Annotated in this window: 14 protein-coding genes and 1 pseudogene; 9 read left to right on the forward strand and 6 right to left on the reverse strand. The window is 54.6% G+C overall.

All coding sequences use genetic code 11. The annotated features are described in order from the left end of the window. Positions 1 to 67 precede the first annotated feature (67 nt). The 4 genes from GJ630_RS02210 (at position 68) to GJ630_RS02225 (ending at position 3,612) form a co-directional block, all read left to right on the forward strand. Complete coding sequence (locus GJ630_RS02210; protein ID WP_008308456.1) at positions 68 to 457, forward strand: MauE/DoxX family redox-associated membrane protein; 390 nt, start codon at positions 68 to 70, stop codon at positions 455 to 457. Between the two features lie 556 nt (positions 458 to 1,013). After that, positions 1,014 to 1,364, forward strand: coding sequence for a hypothetical protein (locus GJ630_RS02215; RefSeq protein ID WP_023842930.1), 351 nt, complete (start codon positions 1,014 to 1,016; stop codon positions 1,362 to 1,364). A gap of 146 nt (positions 1,365 to 1,510) precedes the next feature. Next, positions 1,511 to 2,419, forward strand: a complete 909-nt coding sequence (locus GJ630_RS02220; RefSeq protein WP_014030842.1) for a hypothetical protein — start codon at positions 1,511 to 1,513, stop codon at positions 2,417 to 2,419. Positions 2,420 to 2,583: 164 nt separating this feature from the next. Further along, the gene (locus GJ630_RS02225; RefSeq protein WP_014030841.1) at positions 2,584 to 3,612 is read left to right on the forward strand and encodes a hypothetical protein; all 1,029 of its coding nucleotides are present in this window, start codon (positions 2,584 to 2,586) and stop codon (positions 3,610 to 3,612) included. An 89-nt stretch (positions 3,613 to 3,701) separates the two neighbouring features. Here GJ630_RS02225 and GJ630_RS02230 read toward each other — a convergent pair whose 3' ends face one another. After that, positions 3,702 to 4,175 carry a hypothetical protein gene (locus GJ630_RS02230; RefSeq protein ID WP_014030840.1) on the reverse strand — a complete coding sequence of 158 codons (474 nt, stop codon included), beginning with the start codon at positions 4,173 to 4,175 and terminating at the stop codon, positions 3,702 to 3,704. 81 nt (positions 4,176 to 4,256) lie between these two features. Between GJ630_RS02230 and GJ630_RS02235 the strand changes: the two genes are divergently transcribed. After that, on the forward strand, positions 4,257 to 4,958 hold the full coding sequence (locus tag GJ630_RS02235; RefSeq protein ID WP_064287142.1) for a hypothetical protein: 702 nt from the start codon (positions 4,257 to 4,259) through the stop codon (positions 4,956 to 4,958). Positions 4,959 to 5,028: 70 nt separating this feature from the next. Here GJ630_RS02235 and GJ630_RS02240 read toward each other — a convergent pair whose 3' ends face one another. Further along, positions 5,029 to 5,844, reverse strand: a complete 816-nt coding sequence (locus GJ630_RS02240) for a hypothetical protein (protein ID WP_242493268.1) — start codon at positions 5,842 to 5,844, stop codon at positions 5,029 to 5,031. 487 nt (positions 5,845 to 6,331) lie between these two features. Here GJ630_RS02240 and GJ630_RS02250 point away from each other — a divergent pair, with 487 nt between their 5' ends. Both GJ630_RS02250 and GJ630_RS02255 read left to right on the forward strand, forming a co-directional pair. Next, a complete protein-coding gene (locus GJ630_RS02250; RefSeq protein ID WP_191449321.1) occupies positions 6,332 to 7,180 on the forward strand; it encodes a hypothetical protein in 849 nt (282 codons plus the stop codon). 1,074 nt (positions 7,181 to 8,254) lie between these two features. Continuing rightward, positions 8,255 to 9,160 carry an NAD(P)/FAD-dependent oxidoreductase gene (locus GJ630_RS02255; RefSeq protein WP_014030836.1) on the forward strand — a complete coding sequence of 302 codons (906 nt, stop codon included), beginning with the start codon at positions 8,255 to 8,257 and terminating at the stop codon, positions 9,158 to 9,160. An 84-nt stretch (positions 9,161 to 9,244) separates the two neighbouring features. Here GJ630_RS02255 and GJ630_RS02260 read toward each other — a convergent pair whose 3' ends face one another. The 4 genes from GJ630_RS02260 to glnA2 form a co-directional block, all read right to left on the reverse strand. Further along, complete coding sequence (locus tag GJ630_RS02260) at positions 9,245 to 10,447, reverse strand: ABC transporter substrate-binding protein (protein WP_014030835.1); 1,203 nt, start codon at positions 10,445 to 10,447, stop codon at positions 9,245 to 9,247. Positions 10,448 to 10,485: 38 nt separating this feature from the next. Continuing rightward, positions 10,486 to 12,309 (reverse strand): IucA/IucC family siderophore biosynthesis protein, encoded by a 1,824-nt coding sequence (locus GJ630_RS02265; RefSeq protein WP_064287141.1) that lies wholly within the window; start codon positions 12,307 to 12,309, stop codon positions 10,486 to 10,488. A 2-nt stretch (positions 12,310 to 12,311) separates the two neighbouring features. Beyond that, positions 12,312 to 13,703 (reverse strand): diaminobutyrate--2-oxoglutarate transaminase family protein, encoded by a 1,392-nt coding sequence (locus GJ630_RS02270; protein WP_050036587.1) that lies wholly within the window; start codon positions 13,701 to 13,703, stop codon positions 12,312 to 12,314. 137 nt (positions 13,704 to 13,840) lie between these two features. Next, a complete protein-coding gene (glnA2, locus tag GJ630_RS02275) occupies positions 13,841 to 15,190 on the reverse strand; it encodes a gamma-glutamylputrescine synthetase (RefSeq protein WP_146418198.1) in 1,350 nt (449 codons plus the stop codon). Positions 15,191 to 15,486: 296 nt separating this feature from the next. Between glnA2 and GJ630_RS02280 the strand changes: the two genes are divergently transcribed. Together GJ630_RS02280 and GJ630_RS20460 are read left to right on the forward strand one after the other, a co-directional pair. Then, complete coding sequence (locus GJ630_RS02280) at positions 15,487 to 17,340, forward strand: IucA/IucC family siderophore biosynthesis protein (RefSeq protein WP_014030831.1); 1,854 nt, start codon at positions 15,487 to 15,489, stop codon at positions 17,338 to 17,340. Positions 17,341 to 17,398: 58 nt separating this feature from the next. Continuing rightward, positions 17,399 to 19,332: pseudogene (locus GJ630_RS20460) on the forward strand (ABC transporter ATP-binding protein). Positions 19,333 to 19,750 lie beyond the last annotated feature (418 nt).

Genomic DNA, 19,750 nt, shown 5'->3' on the forward strand with positions numbered 1-19,750 from the left:
GAGACTCCGTTCTCACTGGAGGACAAATCCCAACTTGCTTTCCACTGGTCCCCATACACGGTAGTAGATGCGTGTTGGCTTGCGACAGTTCAAACGGCCGTTGTGCTACGTGATGGCGCTCCTGTATGTCGTCGCGGGAGGATTGCATTTCGTCGTGCCGGAACTATACGTCCAGATCGTGCCACCGGTCTTGCCGGCGGCACTTGCGCTGGTGTATCTGTCCGGCGTCGCGGAAATCGCTGTCGGGCTCGGCCTGTTGGTGCCCCGGACGCGTTCGTACGCCGCGTGGGCGACGATCGCATTGCTCGTCGCGATCTTTCCCGCGAACGTCTATATGGCTGTCTCCATGGTCACTATCGAGGGGACGGGTGGCGGCGATCCCTCTGTGTTGGTCCGCTGGGCACGGTTGCCGCTGCAGGGCGTGTTGATCCTCTGGGCGTACTGGTACACCGACTGAGCGTGGCGAAAGCCCCGAGTGACCGGGCTGAATCGGTCGTATTTCATCGTCTGTGACGGATTTGATCGACGCCGTCGTCGCCGGTTGTGGGACGAAGCTGTCGGCGTGGACGTGACCGGTAGCGCCGCTGGGTCGCAACGATCGAATCGGTCGATGCCACTGTTGTCCCTACGAATATCGCCATATAGTGTGAGACGCCGAGGACTGCCCAACAAGAACCAGAGGGCCGCTCACCGCCATCATCAGAACCGTGCCGAGAGCCAGAACAACCGCGAGCGACCGCCATTTTTCAGCGGATATCCGCCTGGCAGACGCAACGCGACGCCCGTGTCCACGACGGCGGAGTCGTCCGTGAAGGGGACACACGGCACAGATGCCATCTGGCTTCTTGCGCTTCCAAGATTCCGGGGAGCTGCTTTGCCAGATTAGACATGAACAGGTACCGATTGGGAACCAGTATATAACTACACTACATGTGAGAGCACATTAATGACATCGCGATGCACTGTCAATCCATAAGACATATTCGTAACTGTAGCATAGGTACAATGTCGACATGCCCTCCAGTAGTCGTAAACTTCTGTCGACGAACAGTGAACAGTGGCGTCTGGCGAACGAAGACCTCCACATCAGAAACACCACCGATACCAAACATGATGTCCGCATAGAAATATACGACAGCGAGGTGTGTTGTCATAGAGCCCACTATCAGCTCTTGTCGGGCCAGTCCGGCTGTTCGGTCAACTTGCTACAGGCTGGCTGCTACAGGGTTAAAGCCGTTCTCGATAGACAACACGAATCAGTCGCTGCCGTGACAGTCTCCGACGAACCTGAACGGACTATCTTCGTCCACATTCAGAACGACGGGATCACCATCAAGGAAGGAGTGACGCCCTCACGCCCCTGAACCAGCGTGTCGCCGCTCCCACTCGCCCCCCGCAGGTAGGATCGAACGAAATAGGGTAAGCCATCTTTAACACCCATCGGGACCAAATAACAAACGGAATGAGCTCTGCATCTACATCGGACAGGTCCCCAGAGTCTGCCGACTCAGTGTCGGGCTATCGCGACACGCTTGCGTCGATTTATTACGAATATGTCGGCGAACCAGCTAAAGAGCGAGATATTTACGTTGGGTTCGGACTCTTTTTTGCCGGAGTTACGCTTGCCATCGTCGGATTCTGCCTCTTTCTGTACAGTAACGTTCTGGAGCCCGGGAGCGCACCGTACTGGCAGATTCGTGAGGTTGCGCTCGTCGTTGGGTTCGTCGGACTGCCCTCCGTGCTGTTGAGCGTCGTCGTACTCCTCCCAGTCGGTTTCAAGACCCGGGTCGTCAGTGCCGCCGGCACGTTGTTCTGTCTCGCCGCAACGATAATTCTGGTTAATGTCTTTCCGTATGGGTGGACGAACAGTGGCGGAGTCAACGGCAGCGTCTGGACGATCAGCGTTTACGCCACTGGCTTAGTCATGCTTGCGGCCTCAACAGGAGCGGCGCTGGTTGCACACTACCTCGAGAAAGCGGCAACCCCAAGCGACTCAACTGAACCAGTCGAGTCGGCCGAGAGCGAGTCTGAATCTGTCAGCAAAGCAGATGTGGACGACGATATCGAACAGGCACTAGACGGAGCGGAACTATCGTGGGGTGGTGTCGAACAGCAGCCCAAAACTAAGCGGCTAAATCTGGATATGCCAGAAACGGACTCTGACCTCGATCGGACGGCTATCGAGAATTCCGAGGCGACCACGACACGAGCCGACAGCAATGACGTTGATGACGCAGTAGATGGGCTCAGACAGCTACAGGGTGGCCAATCAAAGACAGAACGAAGCACCGGTACCGAAGAACAGGTCGACGCTCTCACGCAGTTTCGAAATGAGCAGGCCGAAGATGACGATGTGGAAACCGGTGTCAAAGAGCAACGAAGCATTGTTACCCGTCTTCGGTCGTTGTTATTTGAATAGACTGTCTGCTCACCACAGACACTCCGCTGTTGTTCTCTCGTTGCGTGGGGTAACCCGGAGTAATATGTTCCTACGAACCAGTCCGTCTGTTTTCATAAATAAAATGTAACCTATTGCAACAAAACAGGATAGTTTTTTCAACTTGGTGGGAGGAATACAACTGTATGCCCCAAGGTCTCGATGTCGGTACGATGAACCTCCTGTCTGCACGCCAAGATGGTAACGAAACAGTATTCGTGCAGCAGCGGAACTCCTTCGTCGAAATTGACTACAGCGACATGGCCGAACAGATGCTGTCGAGAAGTGATGTTCTCCACATCCGCAAGGATGATCGCGTCTACATCGTTGGCGATGACGCCCTGAATTTCGCGAACATCTTCAGTGAGGAGACACGCCGCCCGATGCAAGCCGGGATTCTCTCGAGCGACGAGCAATCAGCTATTCCGATGATTAAGCTCATCACGGAACAGGTGGTTGGACAGCCGGAGTTCCCGAATGAACGCCTGTTTTTCTCGGTTCCCGCGGACCCAATCGATGCCGATGTCTCGACGCTATATCATCAAAAGACGATTGAGTCCCTACTCACTGATATGGGCTACAGCCCGGAACCGATCAATGAAGGGATGGCCGTCATCTACTCCGAGCTTGCCAACCGTGAGTTCACTGGCCTCGGTATCAGCTTCGGCGCCGGGATGACCAACGTCTGTCTGTCGTACTATGCAGTCCCCGTAATGAAGTTCTCCATCGCACGCGGTGGCGACTGGATCGACGAGCAGGCTGCACAGGCGACTGGCACGCCCGTCGATAAGGTCACCTCGGTTAAAGAAGAGGACTTCGCACTCAACTTCGAGACGGACGTCGGCGGTATTGAAGGTGCACTGAGTATCTATTACGACAATCTCCTCGACTATGTCATCGAGAACATCATCAGTGAAGTCGATGAGGAAGATGTCGAGGAGGGACTGGATGTCCCGGTCGTCGTGACTGGTGGGACATCCAGTCCTGACGGCTTCGAAGAGTTGTTCGCCGAACGGATCAACGAATCCGAGATACCGTTCTCAATCAGCGACGTCCGCCAAGCCGAGAATCCGCTGTATAGTGTCGCACAGGGCGCACTCGTCGCAGCGCGGTCGGAAGAAGAGCGCGAGGGGCAAAACGAGCAGGCCGAAGAATCTGACACCACCGCCGAGTAACGGTTGGTCTCGAATAGAAGCACTGCTCGCCGGCGTCAGCCGGAACATTCTACTGGTCCCCGTCCAGACAATACAACTGACGTCGGACGCTACTCAGTTTCGTCCCCGTTTTTGTCGGCTTCAGTTTCCGTGTCTTGGCTATTCTCGTCGTTCTCATTAGATTTGGCTGTAACCTTCCCGCTCTGTTCAATTTCGTTCTCGTCGATAACACGGTTCAATTCGTCAACAGCGTCCTGTCGGAACCTGTTAGCAGCAGACCCAAGAGAGACTCCCACCGCGACACCAGCCTGTTCAAGCGAGAACTCTGGTCGGTCTGTGGGCTCGTCCCTTTCGGGAATCGGGACGCTGGGTGTACGGCCGGTGTTTTCGGGTTTACCGGGGTTAGAATCAGGATGCTCGTTGAACCGAGCGAGAGCGAACTCCCAGGACTCTGGGGGGGAGGCCTCGTTGTGATGCGACGCAGAGATGTCTGCGAAGCCGCACGATTCACAGACGATAGCTGTCTGGTCAGCGGTCGCAAGCGTATACGTGCTGAGATCGGATTCGCAGCGGGGACACCGCATACTAGACCATGCGTGCCTCTGCTATACAATGGTTCCGTCAGTTATCGCCGTCCAGGGAACGAGTTATGAGATGGGCGACCGATGTTGGAGGTGATGCCGGAGATCGAGATTACGGACACACAACAGGAAGACTTGACGTCGATTCGGGAGGATCTCGAAGACGCGTTCATCGAGACGTACGGGCACATTCGTACGCAAGATGTCGTTGACTACCTCCTCGATACATACACACCGCCGGACCAGCTGGAAGACGAGCAAGGCCTGAGCCGTACCGACTACGAGCGACTCGCCTCGGCTGAGTATCCGGAACTCCAACACATCGCCTCCGAGGTGCCGGACGTTCCCGGTAGCGGTATTGAGGCCGATGAGATGCGAGGGAAACTGCTCGCAGCACTTGGAACGAGTGAACTTGCGGATCGCCTCGCGGATATCGAACCTGAAAAAAGAGCGAACGAGGGGGGTGAGGAGGCGGCTGCCGGCCCAACTAGGCCGGGGGACACGCCAGACGACGGACGTGACGTCGCACAGAACGGTACGCCGACACAGACCACACCGTCAGCCGATACCATCGAAAGCGCCGACGCGGCCGAGTCGAACGCGGCAGCTGACGACACTCCGAGTGATACTCTTTCCGCTGCCAACCGTTTGCTAACCGAACATGACGAGAAGTGGACCCGGTCAGACGAGACCGACGAACCATACGAAGTCACACTTCCCGACGGTTCAACGGTGAGCGCCCGGACGAAAGACGACGTCCGAAAACTGCTGTTTCAAAACTACTGAGTACACTCTCCTCGCGAAAACACTGTCTGACGTCGACTATCCCTCCACGAGGGTACGTCCCATCGAGCGCCTACGACTCACCATCCGATACGTCCTCGAGGTAGCCGACCCGACACTGTGGGCAAACGTCACCGGGAAAGAACGACGATTCACTCGCGGGGAGTTCGAACTCACACCTCGGACACTGATACGTCGGAACCGAGTCGCTTGTGGTATTCTTTGAGCGGTCCGCCGTATACGACTGCTCGTCTCGACCGTTTCCTATACCCGGTTCTTCGGGGGTTTCAGAAGACGGTTCTGCCGTGTCTGTAGCAGCATCATCAATGAGGACTGCATCGTCGTTACTTGACGGCGTGTCGCTGTCGTCATCTGGTTCCTGTGTCTCCGACAGTATCACGGCGTCATCAGTCGTTTCCAGAAGCGCCGATTCGGTCACCGCCGGTGACTCGTCACTCGCCGCCGCATCTGGAGATGTTTCTGCCACATTGTCTGACACGGCCATCGTTGATGCGGGTGGCTCGGTCGGTTCCGTTTCGTCCGCTGCCTGCACCGGATCTCTCGCTTCGGTCTCGACCTCCGCGTTCTCTCTCACCCCCGCTGGCCCCTTGTTTTCGGTTCTGTGTTCGACTTCTTCCGACCGCTCGCCATTCGCTTTCGATTCCTCTGTGGTGGATATCAGGCCTTGGTTCTCAGAGATATTTCGGATATGCTCACAGCGCTCGCAAGACTTGTATTCCCGAACAGTTAGAACAGTGCCCCGCTTACCTTCGTCGTACGACTCCTCTATCGTCGACTCCCCGAAGTCGTGTCCAAATACCTCACAACGCAGTCCCATGCATGGCCATTTACGTCGTACGATTAAGAATGTATTCACCAGCAGTGACATCTTTGTCGCGTTAGCCGCGGGCGGGAACGTGTCTGTGACCAGCCTCGCCCGTCGCTAAAGTAGTTGTCAAACCCGTTTACTTGCGCTCAACCCCATATTGATTCTGGAACCACTATGAGGAGAGCAAGGAAGACAACGAGGATACCGAGACCAAGTATTCGCAGTACCCCTGCCGAACGTTGTCGGCTCGGAGGAAGAGATTCGGCTAATCCAGAGAACGCAAACGCGATACCCAAAAAGAGCATGTTGTGAGGGCCGTTGAGTACAATACCGAAATACGCCCACCCAAGGATGCAAATGAACGAGAAGAGTGAGAATAAGAGGCCCTTCCGTCGTCCGTCTGGTTCACGAAACAGCATCCGTTGAACTGCCTCCATACGTCCTACCAGAAGTTTGACCCGCTAAAGAGTTCCCCTGTGTTGACTGTAACTGAATTAGCATAGATCACTGCCGAGGATTTTAATAACCCCGGGAGTACGCGACAACAATGGGGTTTACAGAGAAGTTCGATGCTGCAGAACCGACACATAGGCTCGTCTCTCGGAGTCTATCCGGTGTTAAGGACTGGGACGAACTCGGCGGTGTGACAGTCGAGAACCGGGCGATTCGCGTTCTGATGGACTACGGAACCGTTGTCCACCTAGAGCTTGAGCCAAAACACGGTCAATTTGAGACGGTACAACGGGAGCTAGTGCGGGTTCCCGACTCGAAATGTATGTTTGTCCGTTCGGATCACGAATTTCGAGCGTCGCTTCCTGAGGACCGGGTGGTGATTGAGTCAGTACTCGAAATCCCGGACGGTGATACTGACGCGTGGACGGACCGTCTGTTCTACTTCGACGAATTTGCAGTCCTGACCGACCAGTCGTGGCTGTATCGCTCAGTACCGCATGAGACCCATATCCGAGAAATCAACCCGGGTGGACACGAGGGAGTAATTGAGGAATTGAACGAGACACTCGATCCGGTACGAGGGTCGGCTGTTGTCCCGTTTGGCGGGCTTGTCTCTTGGACAACTGACGATACCACGTATGATTTGAAATGGGACTCGCTGTATTGCTCCAATAAAGAGAAGAGCGCATCATATGATTTGGAACGACTGAAGCAGGTGACTGTGCTGTTTTCTGAGGATAGCCTACGTCTCGATTGGAAGCCGGTATCCCAGGAGTCGTTACTTCGTCGAACGATTTGGCGAGTCCTGAATCCGGAGAGTGCCACTCCACCAGCACACGTCGAGATTCCTGCCGGTGAAGACGGAGAAAAGATACTGGAGGCGTTCCGTCAGCTACGTGAGAAACTTGGATATGAATATAGCGTTGAGACTGCTTCGGATTAGCACTCCTGATCAGTTAGCATCAATAATTGGTTCGTCTGTACTGACCAGTTCATGCCACGAGTAGTTGTCCCAGAGTGGTGCCCTCCGACGGTCGGATTTTGTGGCCCTCTGCTGGCCGAGCGAGTATGGTTCCGCCACAGATCGGTGTCGGCGTGATTGTTGCAACGCTTGAGCAAATCCGTCAACGCGGACACAGCGCTCACACGAACTCCCGAGACTGAGCCAACCTTTCCCGTACGACAAAAATATGACGACTTTGATTCTTTCTGAATGCTTGAAAGTGACATTGCGAAAGCATATATGAGGAATTAATAGTTCCTCCTGTAATCAGTAGAACCACCGATCAGTAGTTCTACCTGTAGGCCGTCCTCAGAACGGCTATCCCATTCTGATGGGCTGGACAAAAGCGCACGCTCATAAACGCTACGAGTCCGAAAAGAAGCAATATTCTCCATAGCGGTTGTCTTTGACCATGACAACAAATCACACAGAAATCCTTCTCCAAGGACTAGAGCAAAACACATGGCGAGCCTCTGTGTTTCTCGTATGTAATACGAAACATCCTTGAGCTTTACTTCAACAAGTTTGGACCATCCCTGATAGAACACTATGGAAATCGGACTACTGTCAAATATATAAGCTAAAACACAGGACAAAGAAACTCTCCGTTTTCATATGTTTGTGACACGACGAACCGACCACCGCTGGAAATTGGCTTTAGAATATCTTGCTGACACATCCCTCTAAACTAAACACTACCAGTTGACCGTCCACAGCAAGCTTACAGTGCTTGCCGTTGAACTCAGTACTTCGGATATAGTAACAATTGAAACGATGTACACACTGATCGCACTGCCGTCGTGCGATCAGGTGTGCATTGATTTTCAATGGCTACTGTCGGACCGTGTCGGGTGACGCTACCGCGGCACCCTTCTACAGCGACAGTTCGACGTGGCCCACAACTCCCAATACTAAGTTGAACCCCTCACAGAAGTACTGGCTCCGGAAAACCCTCTTGACAGATAATAAATAGCAAATCGAAGAATTTTACTTTTAGGCCAGCCTAATCCACTCATGTCGAAGAAGTCTCGAAAGGTCGTGGCTGGAGAATACGACGTTGTTATTGTTGGCGGAGGAGTCGGAGGGATTACAGTTGGTGTTTTTACGAGTCGATACGGACTCTCCACACTAATCCTAGATCGTGGTCGGTCATCACTGGGCCGGATCGCACATCTGGAGAACTTTCCTGGCTTCCCTGGCGGAATCGATACGCCAACATTCCAGAAACTTTTGCACGCACAAGCCGAGCGAGTCGGTTGTGAAATCACGCGTGAGAAGGCTGTAGAAGCAACCCAGACAGAAGACGGCTTTCGTATTGAGACTGAAACGGGTGACGAGTATGCAACTGAATCGCTCGTCGCGGCAGCAAAGTACGGGCGAGAGTGGCTCGAAACACTTGACGAGGGAGAATTTCTGGGGGACGACGGGGGAGTCGATATCAATTGGGAAGAGCACAAACGCTACGGTCGAACATCGGTAGATGGACTCTATTTTGCTGGTCGACTTGGGACGGCTGAGGACCAAGCTGTGGTCGCCGCAGGACAAGCGGGCGAGACTGCGCTCGGACTGATCCATGACGTGCGGCGTGATGAGGGCTTGCCCGAGGATCTCGCAACTCACTACACTGACTGGGTGTTCGTTGAAGGGTCTGTCATCGACGGTGATTGGGAAGCACACGTCCGGAAGGAGTTCCCGGAACGGGTTGGAGACGCCGACCTCTCCGAGGCACGTTTCGATGAGCTACAGTCACAGTACGTCGAGCGGAAGGTGGAGCAAGCGATCTCACCATCCGAACAGCGCAAACGACGTCGGGATGGTCACCGCCATCTCGTAGAGCACATCGACGACGATGCGGTACTTGAACGGGCCGAGGAGATCAAAACGGAACGGTCGTCTGGACTGGACGACGAGCGACAGTAGTTTGAGACCGGACTCTATAGTAGCCATTGAAAATCAACGCACACCTGATCGCACGACGGCAGTGCGATCAGTGTGTGAACCGTTTCAATTGTTACTATAGAAATCCCCGTTGACGATGTCCGCGACGCGCTGCCGGTCAAACAGTTCCGTGTCGTCCGTCACGTCCCCGAATACGTCGGGGTAAATCTGTTTTGCGGCCTGTTCGGTCAAAAACAGGTTGTGGATCGGTCCCTGATGGAGGTATCCGCCACGATAGACGCGACCGTTCTTGACGGCCGTCAGTTGGCTACCGACCGGATGATCTTCCATATATGCGAGGATGGTATTTCGGAACTCCTCGACCGACATCTCGGCGAAATTCCGGAACAGAATCACGTCCGGGTCCAAATCGAGTAGCCCTTCGTAGTCGAGGTCCATGTTCCCCGTAGTGCTCTGATTCTCGATGTCCGTCCCGCCAAGTGCGTCGCTCACGCCGAGGTCACGCCACTGCTTCTTACTCGTTCCCTGGTCGTTGAGCCGGTACGGTGTGAACTCATCTGGTTCCTGCGTGACACCGTACGTAAGGAAGACATTCGGTCGCTCATCGGCTGTCGGGAGTTGGCTCTGTATGTCCGCAATGAACTCGTCGTGGAGTTCTTTGAACGCCGCATAGCGCTCTTGTTCTTGGAACACCTGTGCGACCTTTTCGAAGGCCTCGTACAACGTGTAGTACCGGTAGTCGTGCCAGTCGTCCGATCTTCGGAAGATCAAGTTCCCCACGAACGGGGCAACGTTCGTGGTTATTTCCTCGATGTCCGACTCATCCCAGTCGAACCAATTAATGAGCATTTGCGGATCGTATAGGTGGACATCGTTGTCAAGTTCGTAGAATTCTTCCTTTGTCCGGACCTCTGGATAACTCTCGATAGGTTCGGTATCGATCTCCACGCCTGGTATTTCGTTGTACAGATGTGTGTAGTATCGGTCAGCACCTCCGATACCGGTCATGCCGTCGGCTTGGCCCAGTGCGACTCCCATATCAGCGTAGCTACCATCGTAGGCAATCCATTGATCAGGAGTTGAGTCGAACTCTACCTCACCTATCGGTTCCATCGTTACCGAATAGTTAGTAGATTCAGTAGCGGTCTCAGTTGATTTCTCCGTTGTATTATTGGCCGGAGTGGATTGAGAGTCAGATCCAAATACACCGGCACAGCCCGCCAGCAATCCGCTGCCTGTAGCAACTCCGCCGTACTTGAGGACATCTCGCCGCGTTGGTGTTTCCTGGGAACCGTTATTGCCGTCCATACTTTTAGGCCAGCCTAATCTCACTTAACGTTGGCGTTTTAGGACGGCCTAAAAGGCGTTGTGAGTGGATTCGCTATTTCGACGTAGACCGACTCGTCATCTAAAGTCGAATCCAGTTCGTCATATCCCTCGAACCTCGTAAACAGGTTCCCCTTGCATGGTATTTGATCGCTGTCGAGTAGTACTGAGAGAAGGTCGGAGGTTGCGGGCTCGATCTCCACAAGAGACGCTATCTCTTCGCGGAGAACCTTTAATAGCGTAGTTTCATCAGCAGCCCGGCCGACACCCAGTGCGTTAATCACACCGAATGCATTGTTGATGAATAGATAGTATCTCAGGCAACGGTCAATAATTTCGTCGGAGCAAACGGTTTCTACCCGATTTTCCAGGCCGGGAATCCAGCTATCGACCAGATCGTACCGTGATCTGGGGAAGCAGTATCCACCGTTGTCTCGATAGAACCCTTCCTTTGGCCAGCCGTCCTCATCCAGTCGAACTACAGTGTTTTGCTGATGAGCTTCCAGTCCGACACCAAGTTTGAAGTACGACCACACAACAGGGTGAATTACGGTTCTCAGATACTGACGGAACCACTCACGGGCTACTTTTGACGCCGGACGACCCTCCCGCTGTGCTATTCGCTGGATGATCTGTGAGACCCACGGTGGCTCAGACGGTCGATCCTGACAGAGCGCAACGACGGTAGCAGTATTCTCCGTAGAAATGCCTCTGAATGGGTTTTCTCGAAGAATCATCTCGAACCCCGATTCGCTCCCGGAGCCGACATCGATTGTTGCAGCAGCAGCGTCTGCCAATATCGAGAACTGCGGATGAGCATCACTGAGCCGATCGGCGTACTCTGTAGTGAGAAGCTCGGCAGCGGCGACTGCTAACCGAAGTTTCGACCGCGGTATTGTTCTCTCGGCGTTCGTTATCTCTATGGCTACCGAGGATTTGACCATATAGGGAGTTTCGGGGCTCCATAGCGTCCGAACAGAAGAGGTAGGATAGAATGTGGGACCGAATTCGCCAAGATCGATCAGGTGTCCCGTGTCTATTACATCCGCCACGTATTGTCGTGAGCGTAGGGCGTCAGCCTGCCACGGATGGACGGGAATAAGTAACTTTCCATCGTTGAGAGCAGACTCTGCTCGCTGCGGGATCATACTGTTCGCTTCGCGGAGTCCCGACGAGATCCACTGGGTTGCACTCTCGTCGTGTGCCGACCATTGTGAAACGATCTCGGCATCAGCGGCAAAGTAGTCGAGCTGAAACGAACCACGGAGTTCTGGTGCATACTCGGCAACCTCGTGCTCCGCGATTCCCTCACGGCTCTTTGGAGTCGGATGGAGGAGGTGACCGTAACAGAGCGACTGTTCTGCTCGAATGAAAGTGGGGAGTTTCTCCAAGTGAGCAGCGTTGTCACTGCGTTCACGAATGAATCGCTCTATTTCGCGCTGTGAGACAAGGATACGTCGCAGTAAATCGGTCGCCTCGGTTGTATCTGCTCCCGTTGACAACATAATCTCGCGGCGGATAAACGCAGCCAGCGTTCCAGCGTCTACTGTAGAAGTCTGGCCCTTTTGACGGACGTGTATCGGAAGGTCAAATATGTGTCGACCGGTTTCAGAGTCGTATCGAAGCGCTGCATACACCGCAACCTCCTGTTGTGTGAATGGTACGTAAAGGATGGATTCAGTACTGTGAACCGACACGGGAGCCTCCGCACCGGAAATGATCCGTCCATTACCGGTCTCCCGGTGATAACAGTTCAGTAGTGCATGCAGGGTAGCTGATTCAGCGTGCTCTGCTGGCGTTTTGCAGTTTGCTCCGAGCCCCTGTGACCTCTTCCTGTCGCTCATAATTATATCCCGGCTGTTTCGTCTATCGCCGCTTCGACGGCTTCGGTGAAACGAACGGCAATCTTGTTCACTTGGTTCTGGTCGATAGTGAGTGGCGGCAGGAACCGTGCGACAGCTGAGTCACGGCCACCGGTTTCGATGACGAGTCCGCGATCAAAACACTCCGCCTTCACCGTCGACGCAAGTTCGCTGTTTGGCGGGGGAACCTCTCCATCGTCAGTGTCCACCGTCTGGTCGACAAACTCTACACCGAGCATCAACCCACAGCCACGTACGTCACCGATCGCATCGAAGCGGGCGTTTAGCGAGTCGAGTTCCTCTCGAAGCTGCTCGCCCATCTTCGCTGCGTGCTCGTCAAGGTCGTTTTCTAATACGTGCCGTATTGTTACTCGGCCGGCGGCCATTGCAAGCTGGTGCCCGCGGAACGTTCCGGCATGAGCGCCAGGTTCCCACACGTCGAAATTCTCATCGTAGACAACAAGCGCCAGTGGGAGACCGCCGCCGACCGCTTTCGAGCAGGTAACGATGTCCGGAGTGATTCCTGCGTGTTCGAACGCCCATGTCTCACCAGTGCGGCCCAGACCGGTCTGGATCTCGTCAACGATCAGCGGAACGTCGTTTTCACGCGTCATTCGGCGGAGCTTCCGCAACCACTTGTCGGGTGCCGGATTGACGCCGCCCTCTCCCTGAACGGGTTCGACGATCGCCGCCGCAGGGTCGGTGACGCCGCTCTCGGAGTCAGCGATCACTCGCTCTACAAATCGGCTGATAGATTCGTGTTCACCTGCCTTCAGCCCGAACGGATGACGGTATGGGTCCGGGTATGGTAGGTGGTGGACGCCTGGCATAAGCCCCGGAACTGCCTCTTTCGCATCGGTGTCTCCCATAAGGCTGAGAGAACCATTAGTCATCCCGTGATACCCGCCCTGAAAGCCGAGGACGCTTCGGTTGCCGGTCGCAGTTTTCGCCAATTTCAGTGCGGCCTCGACGGCGTCAGTTCCTGCCGGGGAGCAGAACTGTACTTTTGCCGTGTCCGAGAACTCGTCCGGGAAGCTCTCGAATAGCGCGTCCACGAACGCTTCCTTCTCAGGGGTCGTGATATCTAATGTGTGGAGGGGCCGGTCCTCGGCTAGCACTCGCTCCACCTCCGAAACCACGTCTGGATGGTTGTGTCCGAGGGCTAGCGTCCCGGCTCCAGCCAAGCAATCGATGTACTCGTTTCCGTCGGCGTCGACAAGTATCGCACCTTTGGCTCGTGCGACTGCGAAGGGAAGTGTTCGTGGATACGTCCGCGCGCTGGACTCTCTATTCTCTTGGCTCTGCCGTAGTTGGGTATTAGATTGCTCGTATCTTCGGTGCGGGATTCTCCCTGAACGGCTGGATTCTCGATACATGCGTTTTTTAGGCTAGCCTAAAAACACAAAAGCCTGTCGGGTGATTGAAAAATGGCGGTGAAATCTGACAGCCGGAATTTTATTCTACATCGCTACAGTGAATGAGGTGGCAAGGGTCTGTGTTAAGCGGTAAGAGCCTAATACACGCTTCGTAGGTGCTCCATCTCCCACGATTGTGCGCTGTCGTACGCGAACTGACGCCAGTGACTGCGTTTTACCTGTACATATGTTTCGAACAACGCGTCACCGAGCACGTCCCGCAACACGTCGTCGGACTCAAGTTCGTCAAGCGCCTGGCCAAGCGTCCGGGGCAATCGCTCGACACACTTTTTAGACCGCTCCTCCGCAGTGAGATTCCCTGGATCAACGGAGAGTGGTTCGGGAACCTCCAGACCCCGATCAACACCGTCGTATCCAGCCCCGAGAAGTCCCAGCAAGCAGAGATAGGGGTTCACCGCATTGTCCGCACCACGGAATTCCAGTCGTAACGAGTTCCCACTCTGATCGCCCGCGTTAAGCGCCGGGACGCGAACCAAAGCCTCTCGGTTCTCCTGTCCCCAGCAGACGTACCCTGCTGCACCGTTCTGCGGTCGTAGTCGGGCGTACGAGTTGGCAGTGGGGGCTGCAAGGGCTGTAAGTGCTGGTGCGTGCTCTAGCACACCGGCAATGAACTGCTTGCCTATCCGGCTCAGGCTCCCATCCCCAGAGTCGTAGAACTGGTTCGTCTCCCCGTCCCAGAGTGAAACATGAAGGTGGCAGCCATTCGTCGCGTTATCAAACGGCCTAGGTAAGAACGTGGCCCGGTATCCATCAGATCGGGCGACGCTGTCGACCGTCTCACGAACGAGGACGTGCTCATCGGCCGCACGGAGTCCAAACTGGTGACCTGTCACGATTTCGTGCTTTCCGGGGGCGTACTCTGGATGGTACTTTTCCACAACGACGTCTTGTTCCTCGAGAGCATCGATAGCTCGGAGGATCGTCCCGTGTGTTTCGCGCGTGCTTTCTGTAAGATATGCGCCGGGCGAACCGATAGTCTGGTCGCCGCCTTCTGGGTTCCGCTCAAACAGATGGAACTCGCTCTCGAAGGAGACTCGTGGCGACAAGCCTTTACTCTCGAGGGTGCGCGAGAACGAACGGAGGGACGAACGAGCGTCAATCGTCCAGGGATTCCCGTCGAGCGTTTGTATGTTGCAAAACATGACTCCTGTTCGCTCCGCGTAGGGAAGGGCTCGAAACGTGTCTGGGTCCGGACGGAGCCGAACTTCCCCGACAGTCGTGAGATGACCGTCCTTGTTTCTCCGCCCGACCGCGTTGTACATTTGAATCAACTGTGAGACGGTCGTTCCGTTTTCGATTGCTTCGTCCAGTTTGGCCGTGTCAACAGTTTGCGCGCGAACTGCGCCGCTCTGTGTGACGAAGAGCAACCGAACAAGGTCGATATCTTCCTCTGCACATCGGGACTGGATAGCTGGTTCTTTTGTCATCAGCACTCCTCGATAGGAGATGTTATTAGGCTAGCCTAAAAAAGTAGGCGCTGTAGTGTGAAATGCACGATGCTATAGTAACAATTGAAACGATTCACACACTGATCGCACTGCCCTCGTGGATCAGGTGTGCATTGATTTTCAATGGCTACTAGCCGTCCATACAACACACCGTTCTTGCAGGACAAGGTTTATATATAATTTAGGCTAGCCTAAAACTAGGCGATTACGATGTTCGTACTCAGTCACTGCAAGAGCGACAGACGGATTGCAAACACAGACGGGGAGTACAGATAATGGAGTACTCAGACACGGTACGCTCCACATTCGGAAGCGACCACTGGAAGCGGGCGAACGAGGCTATGTTACGGAAGATATTTGCGGAGTTCACCCGCGAGGGCCTTTTAGCTCCGACGGAGACACGGACCGTCCCCGCAGAATCCGACGAGCCCGTCGAGGAGTGGACTCGATACGTGGTACGATTGACAGATGGTGTCGAGTACCAGTTCGACGCGCATCAGCGCGCGCTCGGAACCTATCGAGTCCGTTGTGACTCGATCATTCGACGTGACGGTATTGCAGGGACTGAGCCGGAGCCGGCAGACGACCCGATTCAGTTCCTGGTCGACGCCCAGGCGTATTTGGGAACCAGCCAGACAACCCTCGCACGCCTCCTCAGAGAGTACTACAACACACTCGTCGCCGACACACACGTTCGCGCGTCGAAAGATAACCGTGAGCGTGAGTCGATTCTTGACCTCCCCTACGCAATGGTCGAAGGAGAACTGGAAGGACATCCCAAGTACACATATAACAAAGGCAGGGTCGGGTTCGATTACGACGACTACCATAAGTACGCCCCCGAGACGAAACGTAAGCGGACACTCTCCTGGGTCGCGGCACATGAGAATCGGGCCACGTTCACGTCGGTTGCTGGGATCTCACAGAGAGAACTCCTTGAGAACGAGTTGGGGGACCAGTATCAGGCGTTCAGGTCACGGCTTTCGAGTGACGGGCTCGATCCGGACGACTACGTTCTCTTTCCTGTTCACGACTGGCAGTGGACGGACAGCGTTATCCAACTGTTCGCTGGCGACATCGCGGACGACTTGCTCGTCCCTCTCGGTGAAGGTCCCGATACGTACCTTCCCCAGCAGTCCATTCGTACGTTCTCAAATGTCACGGATCCCGAGAAGAAGCATGTGAAGCTCCCCATACGCGTGCTGAACACCAACGTGTACCGTGGGATACTCGGTGAGCAAGCTGAAGCCGCCCCTCGTGTGACCGAGTTCGTACAGTCAATCCTAGACGACGATCCGTATCTTCGAACCAATTGTAACCTCGTCCTTCCCGGAGAAATCGCAGGTGTGAACTACGAACACCCCAAGTTCAGCCAACTCGAGGACGCTCCGTACCAACTTCACGAGCTACTCGGGTGTGTCTGGCGAGAGAGCGTCACGCCTTCAGTAGACTCCAGCGAGTCCCCGATAGCTCTGGCTGCAGTGTACGAGGATGACTTCGATGGGACGCCGGTCGTGGCAAAACTCGTCGATCGATCGGGGATGACACCGGAGACGTGGCTCACCGAGTTTCTGGAGACTCTGCTGAATCCAATTCTACACTGTCTCTATCGCTATGGTCTTGTATTTATGCCGCACGGTACGAATGTCGTCCTGATACTGGAGGACGACGTTCCCACCCGGATTGCGATCACGGACTTCGTTGACGAGGTTGCGGTCATAGACCGGAACTTCCCTGAACTGATCGAGAAGCTCCCCGAAGAACTCCGCGACGATGACCGATACACGCACAGTATCGTGAAGCGGAAACCACCGATTCTCCTCTGTCATCGAATCGTGGGAACGCTGTTCGACGGTGTGTTCCGGTTTGTCTCTGACGCGCTGGAGCGAACCCACGGACTCACTGAAGCAGCGTTCTGGCAGCACGTTCGGAACACCATCGAAAACTACCACAAAAAGTTCCCGAGATACGAGGATCGGTACGAAGCAATCGACCTTTTTAGACCTCGGTTCCGGAACTACTGTCTCAACCGGAATCGGTTGCTGGATCACGGCTACACGAACACCAATACGCGCCCGAAAGTGCGCCATCACGGTACCATTCCCAACCCACTCGCTGAGTTCACATGATACGCATTGACCAGACTTGCGAGAATCAAGAGTTCAATAGCAGCAGCGTTTTGAACACATGACAGAGGAGAACACAGGCGGGGACGGGTCCACTATCGACGAACTCGGACGGGACATCGAACAGCCTCTCCGTAGTCTGTTCGTTCGATATGGACGGACGAAGCAGCGACGGTTAGCACTCGGATTGTTCGCCAGTGTCGTCTCACGCGGAGCAGGGCTCGTCACGCCGATAGTTCTGGGAACAACCATCGACGCCGTCTTTAACAATGAGGGAGCGTATACACTTCCTCTCGTCCCCAGTGCCTGGTTGCCATCGGACGCAACGAGTCAGTTTTGGCTCTCAGCCTTGCTTGTTGGCGGGTCGCTCGTACTGGTCGCTTTGACGGCATGGCTCCGAGACTATATGATGAATGATTTCGCCCACGGTGTTATGTACGATATTCGAGCGGACAGCTACAGGAAGTTCCAAGAGTTAGACACGGTGTTTCAGGAGGAGGTAGACACTGGGGAGGTCATGTCCATCCTGAACAACGACACGACCAATTTGGAACGGTTCTTCGACAACGGACTTCAAGACATGGTACGGATCGGTGTCATGGTGGTCGGAGTTACGGGAATTCTTCTTCATCTCAACTACCAGCTCGCAGTGATTACACTGCTCGCACTCCCGCTTTTCATAGGTTTCACATGGTGGTTCACCCAGGCGGTCGAGCACGATACGCCGGCTGGCGGTCGTCAGTCGGGCATCTAAACACTCGTTTGCAGAACGCGATCAGCGGCAGCCTGCTCGTCAAAACAGCGCCAGCAAAGGGATACGAGGCTAACCGCATCGATAACGCGGCGAAAGATCTGTACGACGATGCGATCAGTGCAATCAGATTGAGTGTTGTTTACCGGCCTGGCATGCGGTTTTTAACCGGATTGATACTCTTCGCAACGTTCGTCGTCGGAGGAACTTGGGTGTTCACCGGGCCACCAGGTCCGTTAACGGGTGATCTCACTGTCGGTACATTCGTCGTATTTATGTTACTCACCCAACGGCTCACCGACCCACTCGCGAAGCTTTCCGACGTCGTCGACCGGTACGAGAACGCGAAAGCCTCTGGAAAGCGGATCTGTGGACTCCTACGAGCACCCACGTACGTAACCGAAAATCCCGACGCAGCGGTGCTCGACAGCATCGATGGTCACGTCGAGTTCGATACAGTGTCATTCGCTTACGGGACAAATAATCCTGAGTCGAGCGCTGACGAACCTGTACTTGCTGACATCTCGTTCACGCTGAATCCGGGCGAAACCGTTGCACTCGTCGGCCCGACTGGTGCAGGAAAGTCGACGATAGCAAAGCTCCTCTTACGATTATACGATGTGACGAGCGGAGAGATACGAGCGGACGGGCACGATATTCGGGAGGTGACGCTAGGGAGCTTGCGCGAGTCCATCGGATACGTCAACCAAGAGCCATTCCTATTCGATGGCACGGTAGCGGAAAACATTCGATACGGGCAGTCACAGGCGAGTGACGAAGCCGTCCGACAGGCGGCACGAGCGGCACAGGCACACGAGTTCGTCGAGAATCTCCGAAACGGGTACGAGACAGAAGTCGGGGAGCGCGGTGTGAAGCTCTCTGGGGGACAACGCCAGCGAATCGCGCTTGCCAGAGTATTCCTTCAGGATCCGGATGTCGTCGTTCTTGACGAGGCGACGGCGAGTGTTGACACGGAAACGGAACTGCTGATCAATCGAAGCCTGACTGAACTTGCGGAGGAACGCTCCACGATAGCAATCGCGCATCGTCTCTCAACGGTCTGTGATGCAGATCGGATACTGGTCATCGAAGACGGACAGATAGTCGAGCGCGGCACTCACAAGTATTTGCTGGAGGAAGACGGGTTGTACGCGATGCTGTGGAGAATTCAGACTGGAGAGATGGACGAACTCCCCGAGCGTTTAGAGCGTCATGTTGCGACCGACTCTGTCGTAACTAGGTAACCTACCTACCCAAAACGTCGTGTTTAGTCAAGGGTCAGGTAATTACTCTGGTGATCCGGGTCCGAGATCCTGCTTGGCGATGGGAAGAAATCGAATATCCCGTGGTCGTTGCAATAAGCTTTGGTGGAACTGTCGGCTCACAGGGGCGTTTTTAGCGACAGTGTCTGTTGGAGAAACCGCTAGAAAGAACCATAGAACCGATTAAATCACCGTATCTTACAAGTGTACGCTTGTTATATCATGATGGTGGTGTTTATACTTGTAAATTCAGTCTAAATATGTGGGAAATATTTTATGTTATCACATAGCACTGGTGTGGCGTTTGGGTTTATTACACATCGGCCACTGCTTCCCATCCATTACTAGTGCCCGAGAACACCCCGTTTGGGTGCTTTAGCTGTCCCAACCCGGAAGACAA

The organism is Haloarcula sp. CBA1122, from assembly GCF_009741785.1.
In the GTDB taxonomy this organism is placed as follows: domain Archaea; phylum Halobacteriota; class Halobacteria; order Halobacteriales; family Haloarculaceae; genus Haloarcula; species Haloarcula hispanica.